The sequence below is a fragment of the Desulfomonile tiedjei DSM 6799 genome, from assembly GCF_000266945.1.
GTDB lineage: Bacteria > Desulfobacterota > Desulfomonilia > Desulfomonilales > Desulfomonilaceae > Desulfomonile > Desulfomonile tiedjei.
The window spans coordinates 5268093-5286146 of sequence record NC_018025.1 but is presented as its reverse complement, the minus strand read 5'-3'; the positions used below and the strand labels follow the sequence as shown (position 1 = coordinate 5286146).

The window sequence follows — 18054 nt, the reverse complement described above, 5'->3', positions numbered from 1 at the left end:
TCGCGGGCATTTTCGCGAAGTGCCTACGTAATTCGTGGAAAGTGCTGCTCTGTAATTGGTACCTGATGGTTGAGGTCGAGGATAAGATTACTGATATATGGAAAATCGATGTAACTGATATGCCAAACGATCCGAGGCAAAAATAATCATGCTCTGGATAATACGCAGTGTTCGAGGAAGGAGTTCCTTCTCCATTTGCATTACATTAGCGTTCCAGACCTTGAGGAATTCTCCACAGACGGTTGTTCCGATCTTGTTAATGTTTGATAACATTCATTTACCACGAATTTAAACTTTCCGTTGTTTCCTCTGGGAATCCTATCAACTAGTTCAAAGCGTACTTTTACGCAGCCCACCCGGTCCCGGAAGCGATTCATGATGACCGATTTGTCGGAATCATCAAATCCCGTACACGGTACACAACAGATGACAAATTCCTCTGCTTTTACCTGTCTAATTTGGGCTTCCTTTATTCGCAAATTCCCCCTGAACACAGGGTCAATGAGACCTATCCTGCGTCCGTCCGGAGTAATTATCATGTCAGCAGTCCGGCCTTCCACCTTCTTGATAATCGGCATCGAGCGTCCGCATTGGCATTGCCAACCGGGGTCGCCGGCAATCGCCCAATCACCGACACGATATCGAATGAAAATGTTATCCGGATTGAGCAAACCTGTACATACCAGCTCCCCCGCTTCACCCGGAGGAACTGCTTCACCGTTTTGACCGATAAATTCCGTTATGCCTACGTCGGGCGAAAGGTGCAAATTGCCGTAAGCGCATTCATATGCGTGCGTTACACCTTCGGAACACCCGTATGAGTCACGTGTTTCACATTGAAAAGCCTTCTCGATTCTGTCCCGCTGATGAATCAGGTATGGTTCGGCATTTCCAATGGCAAATTCAAATTTAATATCTGTCCTATTTCTCTCGAGAGCATGAATGGCAAGAACATCCATTGACGAGCAAAATCCAAGCATGTACACAATTTTTCTTGCCTTGATCTCATCCAAGTAATAATCGAGGAATTGGGGGGCAAGATGATAATTCGACATGTAGAGTTGTCTACAGGGATGGTTCCAAATCCAAAACGGCGGGCGTTTTCGTTTTTGTGAGACTACCAGTTGGCCGCCAATCATGCACCAGTTATCGCCATACTTCACCCCATTCCAACGACGCAGCCTGTATTCAAATATGGCAAATAATTCCTGGTAAGTGGCGGATGTCCAAAAAGTCAATACAGGTTTTCCCGTTGTACCGCTTGTCTGTTCACTAATCAGTTTTGATGGATTGCAATCATCTGCGATAAAATCACGAGGATTTAAACGAACTACATCTTTTTCGAGAATAGGAAGGATACTTAGATCGTCAGTTGATTTGACATCTTCTACAGGAAAACGGCCGCATTCATGAAGACGCCTGTAATACGGTACTCTGGTCACTGCACGTTTTAAGAAGAACATCAATCTGTCATTTTGATATTCTCTCCACTGATCTAATGTCCAGCCATCTCTCTGTTCAATGACCGGAACCATTCTTTCCCATAAAGAGCCGTATCTTATCCTTGTCTGATAATATCCGTACAATGACGCAGCAACATTCACTGCACAGGACGGCAGGCAATAGTACATTCTGAGAAGAATGTCATTCATGACGTCTCCTTTCCGTAAGAGCAGGCCAGTTCTTTCCATTTCTGCCGGAATAGTAGGCTTGGTAATAATTGTATGCTCGATCGAATGTTGAAACTCCGTTCAGAATGACACCTAAAATTCTCGATTTCTGCGTAGAGCGTATGATCTCTATAGCTGAGGTTACTTCATGTTCTGTAACATGGCCTTGCCGTGCGAGAAATATGAGTCCGTCCGTAACTCTCGAAAGAATCCGAGTATCGGGAAAAGCCAATATGGGAGACGAATCGAAAATGACAACATCGAATTCCTTTTTGAGAATGTTGCATACGTCTTTGAGTCTATCGGACCTCAGAAGATTTACGGGATCGTCAGATAACGGTCCCGCTAACATATAGAATAAATTTGACGGCTTGTGATGGTGAACGACATTCTCAAATGACATATCAGGCGATTGAAGCAAAGTCGACAATCCATCGTCGTTTATTTCATTGAACATTCTCGAAATCGATGGTCCTCTCAGATCGGCATCGATGAGTAACACTTTTTTTGACTTGTCTAAAGCATAGGTAAATGCCAATGACATAGAAACGAAGCTTTTACCTTCCTGAGGTATTGCGCTCGACAACACCCACGTCTTCATGTCCGAATCTTCCACAACAAACGAGATGGATGTTTGTATATTTCTGAAAGCATTCGTCAGGAACGATTGCGGTTCCGAGTGTACCAGAAAAGCTCCTCTCGAAGCGCCATTTTCCGATCTGAAGCGCACACAGTTCAGATCGGGTATTTTGCCTAATTCGCGAAGATCGAACTGGGCTTCTAATCTCTTGGTGGTTTGAATCGAGTCATCGGTATATTCGCGTACAAATGCAGCGAGCACGCCTATCAATACTGAAGCAAAGAGTCCAACACTGAGAAAAAGGAGTTTAGGAGGCCAGATTGGCCCAGTATTTAAAGAACCGGTATCTATTATGTGAATGTCATTCAGGTTGCTGTTTGCCCGAATTTGTGTTTCCAGATATTGTTTCAAAAGGTTTGAATGCACTTCTCTGTTCATATTTACTTTTCGCATGAGAAGAGCACTCTGTGAACTCAATGCATTGACTCGCATTGCTTCCGATTTTATGCCATCAAGGTACTCTGTTGAAATCAGTTCTTCTTTCTTGATAGCGTCCAATGCTGCCGAAACAGCCTCTTTCTGGGCTTGCTCAATCTTATGTCGTAATTCGGTAATTTGCTTTTGTAGGGTAATGCGTTTGGGGAAGGCTTCACTATAGAGTGCACCCATGCGGCGATCTTCTACTTCAAGGGTTGCCAACTGCTCCTGCATTTTCTTCACGTACTCGCTATTGGGGAGATCTCCAGGTAACTCGTCATTCTTGCCGGAGGATTTCTCGTCCAGAGCCTGGTATTTGCCTCGCAATTCTCTGGTTCTCAGTACTGTCTCCATTTGTCTTTTCAGTTGATCCATAATGGGGCCGAATCCGCCGTCACTCGATGGAACCAAGCCGCTTTTCGACACAAATTGAACAAGTTGGGATTCCGAGTCGAACAGTTTCATCTCAGATTTTTGCAGTTCCCTTTCGAGACCGATTAACGTGTCCTTCAAATCTTTCCTCCTCTGATCCGATTGATAAGTGATGCATAAATGGAGGAATTGATCCAAAAAAGTTTTCGCCTGAAAGGGATCTTTTGCGTCAAAACTGACCATAATTAAGTTACTTTTATGAATCGGCCGAACTGAAACCCTGTCCAAAACAGTCTTGATTAACTTATTTTTCTTCTCTATCTCGTCAAACTGCGACGAGTTCGGAGAGTCTTCCGTGGAGATAAGACTACGCAGGCCCGACACAATTTGGCTTATGAGGCCGGGTGAGTTTATGAATTCCGGATCTTGATCCAGATTCATCTTTGTTACCAACAACTCTGCTACGCTTGTTGATTTCAATTTGCCCAAGTGCGTACTGATTATCGCTTCAGAATTTGCTTCTCCGGTTAAGGAATTCGGTGCCTCGGGTTTCTTAACATCCACTTCAAGCATAGCGTACGATCTAAACCACGGGACTCTGGAGAAAGTGAACAGAACGGTCACTATGATAAGCCCGCAACTTATACACAAAATCATGAGCTTATGTTTTTTGATCACATTCAGTAAAAAAAGAGCATCTTTACCAGAATCATCCATGATAGATCTCCGACTGAGATTGTTCGCAATTACTACTTCGATTTACTATTTGTCTTTATACGACCTTCATACGGGTCCAAATGTTCTTGAATTTTGTAGTAGATTTGAATTTATGGAATAGTATGACTGCAATTCTCGTAATACCAATGTGCGTTCAAAGAAGTAACATCTGACAAATCCGATCCCGCTATGTCTCCGAAGCAAAGTCAGGCCATGCCGTTCGTAGCGAAGGAGATTTGGCGGGACCGGCCAAAAACAGATCTCTCAATATTCCCTCTATGAAAGCACATTGGTATTACGATCAGTTTCTGGACGTTTTCCTTACCGTTCGCGTTAGCTCGGTGAAATACTGTCCCGACCTTCCTGAAAATAAGCCGAAATCAGCCAGGCCTATAAGAAATCCCAAGGCATACCCGAAATGATAAGCAGCAAAGATGATCGGCATGATGGGCAAGTATTTAATCTTGCCTAAAACGTTGCATGACAAAATACTCGCAATTAACGATGAGCCCAGGTATATGGCAGTCAAACCGATCAGGATGGGAGCACACGCACAATCTATTACAGTTAAAAATGCAGTTACCAATAAAGCCAAAGTGAATATTGCAGGAACCAGATGCCGGCCTGCTGCCGACGTTCTATGTTTCTGCATTATTCGTACTTTCCAGTATCCGTATTGTTGGTACTGGTTGAACAACGCTATTATTGAATTTCTGGGATAATACCAGGATCGAATCGAATTCGATTGGAAAATCTTCCCTCCATTTCTGATAATTCTCAGATTCAGCTCATCGTCCTGATTACGTATCAATTCCTCATCGAAATATCCCATTCTTGCTAATGTATGCTTATGCCAGCATCCATAAGGTACCGTATCGACATAGCCTTCATGATGCTCATTGTGAAATTTGGCTCCCCCGGTGCTGAATTTTGATTTGTAAGCCAAACCGATTGCAGCTTGAACATAGCCTTCTGCTTTGACGCGGGCAGCACCTCCCACGTTGTCCGCGCCTGTTCTGAGTAGCTCTTTTAGACACATTTTGATGTAGTCTGGAGCATACTCAGTGTGCACGTCCATTCTCACAATGTAAATTCCGCTTGCTTGCATAAGAGCCAGGTTTAATCCCTTTGATGTGGTTTTGCATGGGTTTTCGATCAATACTATTCTTGAATCTTTACGGATGAATTCCAGGATCTTTTCTGTGGTGCCATCCTCACTCATGCCATCCACGATGAGAACTTCTAATTCATCAATTTCTTCGGGAACTTCCTGGGAAAGTATGCTGGTCATGAAAGCGTCTATATATTCTACTTCATTTCTGCAAGGTACTATGATCGAAAGTTTTTCATTCATGATCTTTGCTTCTCTTATGTGATCTCACCGGCGATTCGGGTGGATTATCGGTAAGAGATGTGCGACACTCGGTCTGAGGCCAAATGCTCATTTCAAACAATTGACTTATGAATCAATGGACCTTGATTAATTATGAATACTATTCGTATATATTGTTAAATCCCCAAGATGCATTTTTTTCGTGAAGACGCATTGGCGATGTATCATGAAATGTGAGAGAGGCATTAGGACTATCGTGAATATATGACTTCTTCATAATCAGAGAAATTAAACTCAGAATTGTCTTTGATCACTCTCGCGGGAACGCCCCCTGCAGTCACATCCGACGGTAAGTCTTCTACTACTGCTGAATTCGCAGCAATGGCAACGTTCGACCCGATTGATACTCCCGGGCAGATAGTACAATTCGCTCCGATCCATGTACCTCTGCCGATCCTTACAGGCTTTCTGATTGATCTGCCGAAACGGTAACTCCCTGCCTGGGAACGGTGGTTCCCGTCTATAATGACACTGTGAAAGGCTACCATGACTTCGTCGTCTATCCGTATGTCCCTTGCGGCTAAGATGACCACTCCGGAAGCGCAATATACATCGTTTCCAACGGAAAGATTTTCTAACCCTCGTATTATTGCAGCATTTGAGACTTGAAAATTCTTGCCTTTACGATTCATTGCCAAGCCCAGCAGCCAGCCTCTGAACCGCATAATGTGAGGAATATCAGGCATCCAGAAAGTCATGACAAAAACGAACCAGCTATACATAATAAGAATTTTGTTCATACATTACTCCGAGCAATCTCAGAAGCCCTGTTCAAGTATTCCAAAATTACCTTAACGTGGGTTCTTACGCTTCGGCCACCTGCAGACCGGCGTGCGTTTTCCATGCATTTCTTTCGTAACGCGGGATCTTCAATGAACCTTCTGAGAGCGATAGCAATTTCAACAGGATCGTTAGGAGGAACGATCAAGGCGCTCTCGCCGTCTATAAATAAATCTCTGGCACTACCGACATTCGTAGTAATTATTGGGAGCGAATTTGCAGCCGCCTCCAACAGGCTACGAGCTGCACCTTCCGTGGCGGATGGGAAAGCGAATATATCAGCCGTCCGGTATTCTTTGTTCAGACCGTCTCCCATGGGAAGATACCCGATAAATTCAACCGATTTCGACAGATTTCTCTCGCTGACAAGGGATTTCAGGTATGTTACATATCGCTCTTCACCCGATCCGACTATACGCAATTTGATGTTTCGATCCTCGGAGATCAGCATACCGACTGCTTCAATGAGGAACTCGACTCGTTTTGGAGGCCTGAGAAAGCCCACAAACAGAACTGTCGTGCAGCCGTGGAGAGAGTTTCCTTTCGGGTAAGAAAAGTCTGACTCCTCCAAGACGGAATCAATGATTACTTCTCCATGACTTCCACGTACTGCATATCGTTGCTTCAGGTCCGACCCGCTAAAGAGCAGGACCTGCGATTGCACTGCATTCCATGTCAGGAGTTCCTCCGGAAGGAATAGTATTCTTCTGAACAATTTGCCCGGACCGGACCAATCACTCCTTTCGTAAATGCCTGCAATCGGGTCGCCTACAATATGAAAAACCGTCCCTATTTTTCTCCTGTTACAGAGAGGACCCAACATCCACGCACAAGGGTCGAACAGCCGTATATATAATGCATCGATATTGTCCAAGTTGGCAGAAAAGACGCTGAAAACTTTTGGCAAATGTGTCCATGCCCCTGTAAAAGACCCCCATGGAACCGGGATTACTTCCAGATTAGGGTGACTTATGCAATCATCTTGGTCACTGCGGTTGCCGTTAATAGAAGTGAATAGCTTCAATTTCGATACATGATTCAAAAAATGTCGAATATATCGAATATGACAATGTAAACCTGCTAATGTAGTACCATCCCAGTTGAGGTCCCAAAGGGCGTATATTCCTATCCGATCTTTCATTCGGAAAATCCCCCTATTTAGATGAGCTTATACCGATTCTCGAAAGTAATCACGGATTGTGAAGAGCAGTTCCCAGCAATTGGTAGCGCCGGCCTCCGTGCCGGCGAACAATTCACCAAACAAATCAATAAGTTCTCGCCGGCAGGGACGCCGGCGCTACTGATTCTTCTCATTGCAGGCATTGGATTCCGTCAAGACTTTCGATAACCGCTATAAGGATTCTTATACCGATTTTTCTTTTTATAATCCGGCAGGTTGGAGTGTATCCTTCGCTCCGGACGACGCAAAGCCGTCTAATCACTCCGCTCAGAACACCTCAGCCTGCGCCATCTTATATGCATAATTGCGAAATGGTATTATTTAGATTCTGCAGGTAAGAGTCGATTCATCGTTAATAACCAAACCAATACATGAGCTAATACTATAGATAATCCAATAGTATGGAAAATAAATAAAATCTATGGTCAGAATGGAAGTAATTATAAGCACACTTAGCCCCAACCCAATTGAAAAGCCTTCTATAACAGCCGAATCACCGGATCGGACAACTCTTCCGATCGATCTGATGAAGAGCGAAAGCGGCCATACGGCAATAATTGCAAACAGTATTAGCCCCGGCAATCCCAACTCCGTCAACATTGCAAGAAATGAGTTATGCGGATAGTAGAGCTTCGATTCTGCTGAAACTGCAATGTTTGTTCGCAAAAAAGCATTTCCGAAGTTTCCTATTCCTACACCGGTCCAGGGATTCGATGAGACGATCTCGTATCCAGCTGCGAAAAACGTCGCACGCGGGTCCTCTTCCTGAAACCTTTGTTCCCACATTTGCTTGGATTCATTGAGTCCTTCCGATGAAAAAAGCGCTAATCCGATACAAAAAATCAAGACAGTTAAAACTGCAAAATGCAGGATACCTTTAATTCCTCGGCTGAGAAAAAGGTAACTGAAACTGCACAGCATAATTATGAGGATTCCCTCCATGACAGCACCGCGGGAATAGGTCAGATACGTCGCCAATCCCAACGGAACAAAAGCAGTGAAGCAGATTAACTTTAGTATAAGTTTTCGGGAAGCGATGAGCACCACCAAAGCAGGAAGAGCAGTAGCACACATGAATCCTACTGTATTTTTGTCACCAAAAACGTGATCGCCATACACAAAAGAGTAAAAGGCATGCGTTCCTGATCGGTATTCCGCGAATCCAATAAGAACGGGTATTACCATGAGAAATGGAAGCGTGAATAATCTCTTTAGCATCGACTGAATTGATAGAGAGAAGAAATTCACTAAGAATACGGTGAATATGAAGAAGAACGAACATTTGAGGACAATCCGAAAAGCTAAATGCGGGTCCTCCGCCCAAAAAATGCTGATTTGACTCCAGACCAGAAGGAGAAGAAACATAAAGGTGATCTCATATCGGATGATCGTCCGGTCATGGTATTTCAATAATTCTATGGATTTGAAAAGCATGTACATAAGAATTACGATAACGGAAAGAGTAACCTCAAAACCGGCTACTGAAATTTGAAAGAATGGTATAAAAGGTATGGAGACAAACAGTAACAGAAAAAACAGATAGTCCAGCCGATCGTCAGAAAGCTCTTTTTGCTGAGCTTCATTGTCTGCACTCAGGTCCGTGGGCCCCGGATTTCCTTCCTCCCGTAAATTCTTTATTATTTGTTCGTTTTCATGAAACTCTGTTGATTTCACAACATAGACTCCGACTTATAACGAATGTCAGAATTTTTGTCCGATTGCGAAAAGCGCTTCTCGAAAATCGGTGGGTGCCGTGCCTCCGTGCCGGCACATTTTCCATAACAAATCAACCAGTTCGCCCCGGCAGAGACGCAGGGCCCTACCGTTCTTTATAAAGGGGTGGGGTGTTCAAAACGTCAGAAATTGTGTCAACTGCTGTAAAGACTCGGACGAAGATTCGATTTTGGTTTAAAGTTGCTTCTTTTTCAAAACCGAAACAGCGCAGGAATCGACAGCTAATTCTTTTTTGGAAAGTGATTTCCTCAATTGCTGCAGTATCCATTCTCTTGTCTGCGGTCCGAAAATCAGCGTAAAGCCGATGCAGACGCTGGTTGCGATCCCGATATAGAGCACTGTAGGAACGGTCGACATCTGACCGGGAACGAGATAGCGGAAAAATGAGGCCAGTACCAGCGTTCCAAGAAGTGGTCGGCCAAAGTCATCAATGTACCATTTACGCTGTTCACCAATAAGAACTCGACGATGGGTAAACCATACGGCTAACATCAAGTATGTACCCCAAACTGCTATCCAGGCGATTGCAGCGCCACTGGGGCCGTGCAGATGTGTCAGTACAATCACGAGCGGAACAAAAACGGTTAATGCGATTGCATTCATTCCGGTCATCAGTCGTGTCCATCCATACGTCAATTGCAGGTTTTTCGGCAGCGAATTCAATCCCTGAAAAGCCATGCCGATAATGAGTAATTGCAGAATCGGTCCGGTATTCTGCGCTATGAGCGGATCTCTCGTCCAGGTGAGCAAAATTTCATGGGAAAACAGCGAAACAATGACCGTAACCGGTATGATGACGGAGCCGGCGATCTGACAGCAGCCATGATACAGCTCTGCCAAACCCGAGCTATCGGCGATCTGAACATGCCGGGCAAGCTGTGGAAAAGACGCGTCTCGAATCGGATCCGCCACTAATCCTATTGCACTGATTGCTAATGTCCAAGCCAGTGAATAGTACCCGAACAGGTCCAGCGGCAAGAGCTTGCTCAAAACGATTTTGTCGGCCTGGAGCAGTAACAAGAGGAGCGCCGTGCCTGTGCTGAACCCCACCCCGAAGCGCCAATTGAGCATCATCACCGCCTTGCTGAACCTGGCTTTCGCATGACTTTTGGGCATGGTACGGTACAGAAAAAATGCCGCAGTGAAGGTCTGGATAAGAGCAGCCGGAATTTGCCATAATGCATATGCTTCAACAGAAGGAGAAACGAAATAGAGCACTGCTATAGAACCAGCAAAACGTATGGTAGTAGTTATCGCTCCAATGACATTTGCAAGTGCTTGACGCTGCAGTCCCATTAACCCGGCAATGTACATGGTATAGGGAAGACTTAATCCCAAAGCCAGGCTCATAGCTATGATGGATGTCACCACGGTTCTAGTACTCAGCTCTTGAAGTTTGAGCCAATGTGATGCCAAAAGAGGTGCAAGAAAGAGGAATACAACTGCAATCATGATCGCCAATGCCCAGCAAATCACCTCCAGGGTTCGGAGAACCGTTTTCGATTGATGCGCAGTGTTGTTGAGACCAGACAATCGTGCAAGCTCACGATTCAGGACGGTGGCAATGCCATCGTGAAGAAGGCTCCCACCGAGCTGCAGCGTGGTGATAAAACCTATGAGTCCATACGATTCGATCCCCATGAATCGAACGTAGAAAGGAATGACTATGAGGCTTACCGCAGATACCCAGCCTCGTCCGGCATAGTTCGCGAGAATGTTGGTAGTCAAAAGAGACATTCGAATGCTATTTCCAATTTGTAAGACTGTACGTAACTTTTGTGCGGATACTATTCATGCCGATTTCACGTATGATACCAATGTGCGTTCAAAGAAGGAACATCTGACAATCCGGGACCGGCACGTCTCCGAAGCGAAGTCAGGCAGTGCCGTTCGTAGCGAAGGAGATTTGCCGGGACCGGCAAATATAGCGGTTATCGAAAATCTTGACGGAATCCAATGCCTGCAATGAGAAGAATCAGTAGCGCCGGCGTCCCTGCCGGCGAGAACTTATTGATTTGTTTGGTGAATTGTTCGCCGGCACGGAGGCCGGCGCTACCAATTGCTGGGAACTGCTCTTCACAATCCGTGATTACTTTCGAGAATCGGTATAACAGGTTTCTCACAATATTCCCTTTATGAAAGCACATTGGTATGATCAATTTCAGCAACTATGGAGCAATTACTTTCAGTGGGAAATAGTTCAAAATGTAGACGAGAAGACAAGTTATCGGCACTATGGCTGTTGCCCTTTCGAGATTTGCACGTCCCGCCGGACATTCGTCAGAATGGCATTGAACTGAGTTGATTTCTCAAAGGGATTGTAATTATTTCCCGAATCACCGTAGACCCACACATATTGATAATTTCTCATAAGCGTTTCGAAGATCGGCTCGAAATCGGTTGCGTTCTGCAAAACGGAAGAACCGCATTCACCCCGGATTGTCCAACCCTTTTTTGAAGAGAGGGATTCCCAGGGCCCTACAGTTCCGCCCAATTTCAGAATGTTGGAATATTCTTCTAAATAGCTCGCGAATTTAAGTGCTCGGGAGCTGATTTTGGATTCCAAATCGGCATGGTCCCGAACGCAGTATCCGATATCTACTCCTCCGCCGGCAACGACTTTGAATGTATAATTCATCTCCTTTGCCCGATCGAGAATGCCAAACACGATTTCCGTTGTACTCCATGGTTTTTCCTGATGCAAAGGAGCATAAAGAAACCATATTATCGCGTTCGGATGATTCTCGTGGATCATATCAGCCATTTTAGCACCAATATTTCGTAAAGCCGAAATTGTTTCAGGCTCGGTTTTGCCCTGCTTGGATGCTATTTGACTTATTTTATGATTGTCATGATTATTGTAAAGCTCTGCATCGATTACGATTCCTGGAGAATTCATCTTCCTTGAAACAACCAGAGAGTGGTGCAAAATTTCGTAAAAATCCCGGAGTGCACCTGTCTCATTATAGAGGTCCAGTCCCTTAATGCCCAGGAACCATGGTTTATTTCTGGTTGAAGCCTTTGGGTCCTCGGCTATTCTGTTAAAGAAAATCCAGGGCCAAATCTGTTTCTTGATTCCTGTCTGAGTTAACCACATAAAATTTGTACGATCCCAACTGTAGTAAGCATCAATAGGGAATACGGCGATACCGTCATAAGCCGATTCATTGAAAACAGGCGCCATTTTGGTTCTGACATGGTCAAGATTGTTCTTAGTTATTGGATTACCGAAAAAGGTCAGCATCATCAAATAGGGCGTGGGAATATGCTTCTCTTCCATTGATGCACAGATTCCGTATCCGAAAAATGTGAATGTTAAGATTATCATGATCAGACCGGTTGCTGGTTTTATCATCCTCTCGGCTCCTTATACGAATTCATATAAGATGGCGCAGGCTGAGGTGTTCTGAGCGGGGTGATTAGACGGCCTTGCGTCGTCCGGACCGAAGGATACCTCCAGCCTGCCGGATTATGAAAAGAAAAGCGAATCGGTATTACGTATTACATTACCGCAATTTAGACTCTGTTGAAGAAATCACCCGCCCGCAAAGCCACTAGTCCCCTCGCGTCTTCAAAATCTCTCGTTTCCTGTTCATTCGCCTGCCGGGGATGCGACGGAATTCGCAATTTTCTCCGTAGAAATGTTCTCGCTAAGAGGCCATAGGACTGAAGCATCATGTAACGTGCGGTTATCGGGAATTCCGTTTCATATTGTTTCAGCGTTTGCCTGCATGATTGAAGGCTCTCCTTTGCGGCGATCATCGACGAATTCGCGGTCAACTCCTCTTCAATTCTGTATGAATAAAGAGGTCTTGCCATAAGATAGAAGGGCTGGCCCCAGAGCAGTTTTATGAGGAAATCAAAATCTTCCGATCTTCTCAGGTCTTCGTTGAATCCTATCTTTTTCGCTTCCGACGACCGCATCAGGGAAGAGGGAAAAGGCACGTATATCCAATGAGGTCTCGATTCCCCTATAACAATCTTGTCGCAGAAATCTCGGGTCGAACCGCTTATTCCGGAAAGAGAGTTGTCCACTTTTACGAAAACAAGAGGGGAACTGCATAAGATTAATTTATATTCACTCTCCATGATTTGGACTTGAGACTGCAATTTTGAAGGGTACAGCCAATCATCTCCATCCAAAATGGTCATATACGGACCTCGGATTTTCGTGAGAGCAAAATTCCGAGCAGCCCCTCTACCCACATTACGTGGCAGCCGAAAAAATCTGATTCGTTCGTCCTTGATTTCCCGGACAAGAACGTCAGGGCTGTCGGTCGAGCCGTCATCTACGATGATGGCTTCCCATTCCTCATACGTTTGGGCCAACACGGATGCTAAAGCCCAATTCAGGGTGGCAACGGAATTGTAAATACAAATTATAATGGATACAAGTGGTGGCAAAACTAATTAACCTTCTAATAAGATAAGTCAAAGGTGAAATTTGTTGAGCCTTACTGTGCCACTTCTCTATAAAGATCGACGATCGATCTACTTTCTCTCTTTCATGAGGGCAGGCTTCGCCCTCACGAGTCGTTGTAACTAGCTACTATTCCCTCTCTTTTTACTTTCATATGCGAATTACGATGAAATGGGCAATATCGAAGGCCCGTACTGAAGCACAGCACGTACCTCTATCTCCCCCGAACATGGTCGTGATATATTGCTTTTGCACTGTTATGTTATTTTTACTCAATTCCACTAATTATGTTTACCATTGGAAGACTTTCAAGCTTCCCGTGACCCCACAAAAGTAATTTGACTGGTTTTTTGCAATCCAGGTGGTTTCTCCTTCTCAAACCAGTAATGAGATGAGTAATGTTACCTTACTTTATTGGTATCGAAAAAATCTTTCTCGTCAACCAGCAAAAAGTAAGTAGACTATCAGGTATCCCAACTACCTATTTTATACTGGTTCGCGTCCCCAGAATGCTTCAAGTGTCAAGAGGCGATGCCGGAAAAGTAGTTTTTTCAATCAGATTCAATTATTACGGATCGAATTTTCAAATTCGGGCTCTAATGGACTAACAACTGATAATTCACTTCGTAATTATGGTAGAGAGCAGATCTGACTGTAGGGGAAACGAACAGGGGGCAATGCTGCTTCAGTCCCGTAACCAGTATCCTATCCCGGAGAACCTCTCGCCTCCGGCTGCAATAGGAGAACTAGGGAAATGGGGAGTAAAATCGAAATTAATATTAAAGACTTAGTTAATGATATTCGAGCCAAGAGGGATTGTTGTCAACTTATGGAAAAGTACAATCTATCCTTATTTGGCATGATAAAAGCCTTGAGCGGAATTCTCCGGGCGAAAGCCATGGAATCGGAGGAACTCGGCAGATTACTACCTCTGGAAGCGCAGGTAGTCGAAATACGGGAACAAAGGAAAAAGCCCAGACACTCGATTCGAGGGACAGTCCTGGTCCACGATGTGTGCAACCCCGTTCGTGAAGGCCTCATGCAAAACGTTACAGAGGAAGGTTTCCAGGTAAAGGGTATTCCGGCTTGCACCGGAGAAACCAAAAAACTGGTGGTGAAAACGAAAGATTTCTTGCCGATTGGCAAATTCGCGCTTGAGGCGGAGTGCCGCTGGTTTACTCTCGATTCGCACCCGGGCGGGACGACTTCAGGGTATCGCATAAAGATCCTTTCCGACCGGGCTCGAACGGAGTTGCGAAAGCTAGTTTTTGCGGAGTCTCTCGAGGAAAACGAAACATCTTCGGCTGCTCTTGCAAACGAGAACCGTCAGCATTTTGTAGAGGCTTCTTTTTGGCTGGAGAGTAACATCGGACATGGGACTGGACTGAACAACGAAATCATCGATTGTCAGAGTCTTGAAATGGGAATGGGAGTCGATTTATTGAGTTCTGCAATGAATGCATTCGCCATTCCCTGTTTGCTGGTCGACGAATACTATCGAATAATTTCTGTCAATGAATTTTGTAGCCAAATCGGCCCAAACAAAAACCGTCTTGAAGGTCAATTGATAATGTCATTGTTTCCTGATTCTTTCGATCGGGTGAAATCATGTATAGACCGGAGCTCATTGGATAAAAATGCTATCACTATCTCCACCTGGATGGAGGTTTTGGAGAGAAGACGTTTTGTGAAAGCGATCTTCAGACCGATTCGATGCGGTATGGAGAATTTAACGACAGTAACACTCCAAGATTTTGCTCTTTCACGGCAGAAGACAGGTTCGACAGAATCGACAACCAATGAATTATTCAGCGCTTACAGGGAACTTCTTTCACAATTGGCAAATAATGAAGTGATTTTGCACAAAAGAAGCAAAGCCATGCAGCTAATTATGGAATCCCTGGGCACCAGATTAAAAGAGGAAAGGCAGCAGTTAACTCTCGAGTTGATCTCCCATTTGAAGCCAATGGTCTCTCGCATAAAATCCGAGACACTGTCTACCCGTGGAGAAGCGCTTGTCATCTCGTTAGAAATGTTCCTGGAGCAACTCCTTTCCAATTCGGATAATCGTGCTGTTCAACTGTACAGTAGCCTGACGCCTAGAGAATCCGAAATTTGTAACCTGATATTGGCTGGAAAAAGCTCGAAAGAGATAACAGATGTGCTCGGTCTCAGCCTGGAAACGGTTTCAACGCATCGGAGGAACATTAGAAAGAAACTTGGCTTACTTTCGGGACAAAGCATATTTAACGCTCTCCGAGCGCGCTGACGAACAGGAGTTGCATTTATCCGAGAAACTTCAGACATCACGCCTCTTCTCGATTTGCATGAGACAACTGTTCAATGAATGCATTCCCGTGCGAATAGATGAATCCCCACCTTTCATCCATAACAAAGCACCAGTTGACATTCGCAGCGGAGTTGATCTATTTTGAGGTTTCTGTCGCCGGGGTAGCTCAGAGGCCAGAGCAGATGATTCGTAATCATCAGGTCGTGGGTTCGACTCCCATCCCCGGCTCCACTGATTAACCAGATATTCCGCCTACTTGCTTGGCTGGCACAGGACGGAAATTTTCCCTCAGAATAAAACGCTCGTGTTCATTTCAGGAATAGGAATCTCCCATTCCCGGAGCAGCCCACAAACCTCTTGCTCTCGACACCCCGTATTCACTTTAAAAAGAGCCATTTTCGCCAGATGTTCGAGTAATTCAGCAAACAATCGAACTGCTCTGACGGAGTAAGAGGAAATAATTCTTTTTCGTCAGTTTGTCGCAGAAGCTTGATTTTGGGAGCACGGTCTAGCCAGGTCAAACTGTTTTCGTCCATCCAGCACCCCACAACCAACAAGGCGAAAGGAAGCGGAAACCGACAGAGGCAGCATGCTGCGGTTCATCCCCACGCATGTGGGGAACAGATCGAACAACACTTTCCTTCTCATTCTCATAACGGTTCATCCCCACGCATGTGGGGAACAGTCGACCTCGGCGTTGTTTTTCGTGTCGAGGATCGGTTCATCCCCACGCATGTGGGGAACAGTTGCCGGGCCCGGTCACGGGCCTGTCAGAAACCGGTTCATCCCCACGCATGTGGGGAACAGAATGGCTTGAATTTCCTGCAGGCGAATATGAGCGGTTCATCCCCACGCATGTGGGGAACAGAATAGCGGCCTCGTATTCCTGCCGGATCTTGCCGGTTCATCCCCACGCATGTGGGGAACAGAAATTCCGGGCGCTGCTGCGCGGATGCTACAACGGTTCATCCCCACGCATGTGGGGAACAGGGAAGTCGTCTAATGTTTGGACAGTGCCCTTTCGGTTCATCCCCACGCATGTGGGGAACAGTACTGTAAAAGCATCTCTTTGCATTAGAAATTCGGTTCATCCCCACGCATGTGGGGAACAGGGTGTGGGCAGTTACTAGTGAAATACCAGTTTCGGTTCATCCCCACGCATGTGGGGAACAGTTCTCTTTTTAAGTAATCATTTTTTAAATACTCGGTTCATCCCCACGCATGTGGGGAACAGCTCCATTATAGAATCCGGACCTCTTAACCCTCCGGTTCATCCCCACGCATGTGGGGAACAGATCGTCGCATCCGGATCGGCTTTCCTGGCCTTCGGTTCATCCCCACGCATGTGGGGAACAGGTCAAAGAATTGAAGATCATCGGTCGAGTGATCGGTTCATCCCCACGCATGTGGGGAACAGTTTCATGAGCCGGTCTGCGAAGCTCCGCCTCGCGGTTCATCCCCACGCATGTGGGGAACAGTCCGGTCAGCTCGGGACCTGTCATATAACGATCGGTTCATCCCCACGCATGTGGGGAACAGGGGTTTCTGTGCACCGCTGCGCTCACGTTTTTCGGTTCATCCCCACGCATGTGGGGAACAGATATCACCGGGGTGCCGTCCGGATTCAAAGACCGGTTCATCCCCACGCATGTGGGGAACAGTGTGTAGAGCTTGTCTGGCAGATCCAGGCATTCGGTTCATCCCCACGCATGTGGGGAACAGGGCCAATGACCCACGATTCGGGACCACCCAAACGGTTCATCCCCACGCATGTGGGGAACAGCACGGAAATGCGGATTCCGGCGAACGCTGGAACGGTTCATCCCCACGCATGTGGGGAACAGCTGCTGTTTTCCTGTGCGATCATGTTGTCCTCCGGTTCATCCCCACGCATGTGGGGAACAGCGCCAGTTGCGATGTGATTTTTCCAGACCTAACGGTTCATCCCCACGCATGTGGGGAACAGGATCCTCGGACGATGGATTCATCGACCGGGACCGGTTCATCCCCACGCATGTGGGGAACAGCCTCCCCCGGGGTATGACCAGGCTCGAAACATCGGTTCATCCCCACGCATGTGGGGAACAGTTGCCTCGGATCTGGAAGAGAATCTCCATTACCGGTTCATCCCCACGCATGTGGGGAACAGCTCAAGCGGTTCCTCAGCGTGTTGGATGCGGGCGGTTCATCCCCACGCATGTGGGGAACAGGTCTGAAGTCCAAAAAATAGTTCAAAATAGACCGGTTCATCCCCACGCATGTGGGGAACAGAATTCCGCCACGGTGATCGCACACCGCTATTCCGGTTCATCCCCACGCATGTGGGGAACAGTGTGGAGGAAATATCGTGAACGGAAAAAATCTCGGTTCATCCCCACGCATGTGGGGAACAGCGCGTACCTCCGGAATCCCGCACCACATCAACAGGTTCATCCCCACGC

Annotated in this window: 10 protein-coding genes, 1 tRNA gene and 1 CRISPR repeat array (1 of these 12 cut by a window edge); of the genes, 2 read left to right on the top strand and 9 right to left on the bottom strand. The window is 46.0% G+C overall.

Features of this window, described 5'->3' with window-relative positions; translation table 11 throughout:
• Positions 1-200 precede the first annotated feature (200 nt).
• The 9 genes from DESTI_RS22650 to DESTI_RS22600 form a co-directional block, all read right to left on the bottom strand.
• Complete coding sequence (locus tag DESTI_RS22650) at positions 201-1652, bottom strand: phenylacetate--CoA ligase family protein (RefSeq protein WP_014812311.1); 1452 nt, start codon at positions 1650-1652, stop codon at positions 201-203.
• Positions 1645-3816: a GumC family protein gene (locus DESTI_RS22645; RefSeq protein WP_014812310.1), complete on the bottom strand. Its 2172-nt coding sequence runs from the start codon at positions 3814-3816 to the stop codon at positions 1645-1647. The genes DESTI_RS22650 and DESTI_RS22645 overlap by 8 nt, the downstream gene beginning before the upstream one ends.
• A gap of 301 nt (positions 3817-4117) precedes the next feature.
• Entirely contained in the window at positions 4118-5170 is a 1053-nt protein-coding gene (locus DESTI_RS22640) for a glycosyltransferase family 2 protein (protein ID WP_014812309.1), read from the bottom strand.
• Between the two features lie 230 nt (positions 5171-5400).
• Positions 5401-5949, bottom strand: coding sequence for an acyltransferase (locus tag DESTI_RS31650; RefSeq protein ID WP_014812308.1), 549 nt, complete (start codon positions 5947-5949; stop codon positions 5401-5403).
• Complete coding sequence (locus tag DESTI_RS22630) at positions 5946-6896, bottom strand: glycosyltransferase (RefSeq protein ID WP_041286411.1); 951 nt, start codon at positions 6894-6896, stop codon at positions 5946-5948. The genes DESTI_RS31650 and DESTI_RS22630 overlap by 4 nt, the downstream gene beginning before the upstream one ends.
• Positions 6897-7490: 594 nt before the next feature.
• Positions 7491-8843, bottom strand: a complete 1353-nt coding sequence (locus DESTI_RS22620) for an O-antigen ligase family protein (RefSeq protein ID WP_014812306.1) — start codon at positions 8841-8843, stop codon at positions 7491-7493.
• Positions 8844-9077: 234 nt separating this feature from the next.
• Positions 9078-10640 (bottom strand): lipopolysaccharide biosynthesis protein, encoded by a 1563-nt coding sequence (locus DESTI_RS22615; protein ID WP_014812305.1) that lies wholly within the window; start codon positions 10638-10640, stop codon positions 9078-9080.
• Positions 10641-11136: 496 nt separating this feature from the next.
• Positions 11137-12258, bottom strand: coding sequence for a hypothetical protein (locus tag DESTI_RS22605; RefSeq protein WP_014812304.1), 1122 nt, complete (start codon positions 12256-12258; stop codon positions 11137-11139).
• A 161-nt stretch (positions 12259-12419) separates the two neighbouring features.
• The gene (locus DESTI_RS22600) at positions 12420-13307 is read right to left on the bottom strand and encodes a glycosyltransferase family 2 protein (RefSeq protein ID WP_014812303.1); all 888 of its coding nucleotides are present in this window, start codon (positions 13305-13307) and stop codon (positions 12420-12422) included.
• Positions 13308-14077: 770 nt separating this feature from the next.
• Between DESTI_RS22600 and DESTI_RS31300 the strand changes: the two genes are divergently transcribed.
• Positions 14078-15592 (top strand): helix-turn-helix transcriptional regulator, encoded by a 1515-nt coding sequence (locus DESTI_RS31300; protein WP_014812301.1) that lies wholly within the window; start codon positions 14078-14080, stop codon positions 15590-15592.
• Between the two features lie 176 nt (positions 15593-15768).
• Positions 15769-15844: transfer RNA gene (locus DESTI_RS22585), tRNA-Thr, on the top strand.
• 364 nt (positions 15845-16208) lie between these two features.
• Positions 16209-18054: direct repeats of the CRISPR family, unit length 29 nt; unit sequence CGGTTCATCCCCACGCATGTGGGGAACAG; it runs 196 nt beyond the window's last position.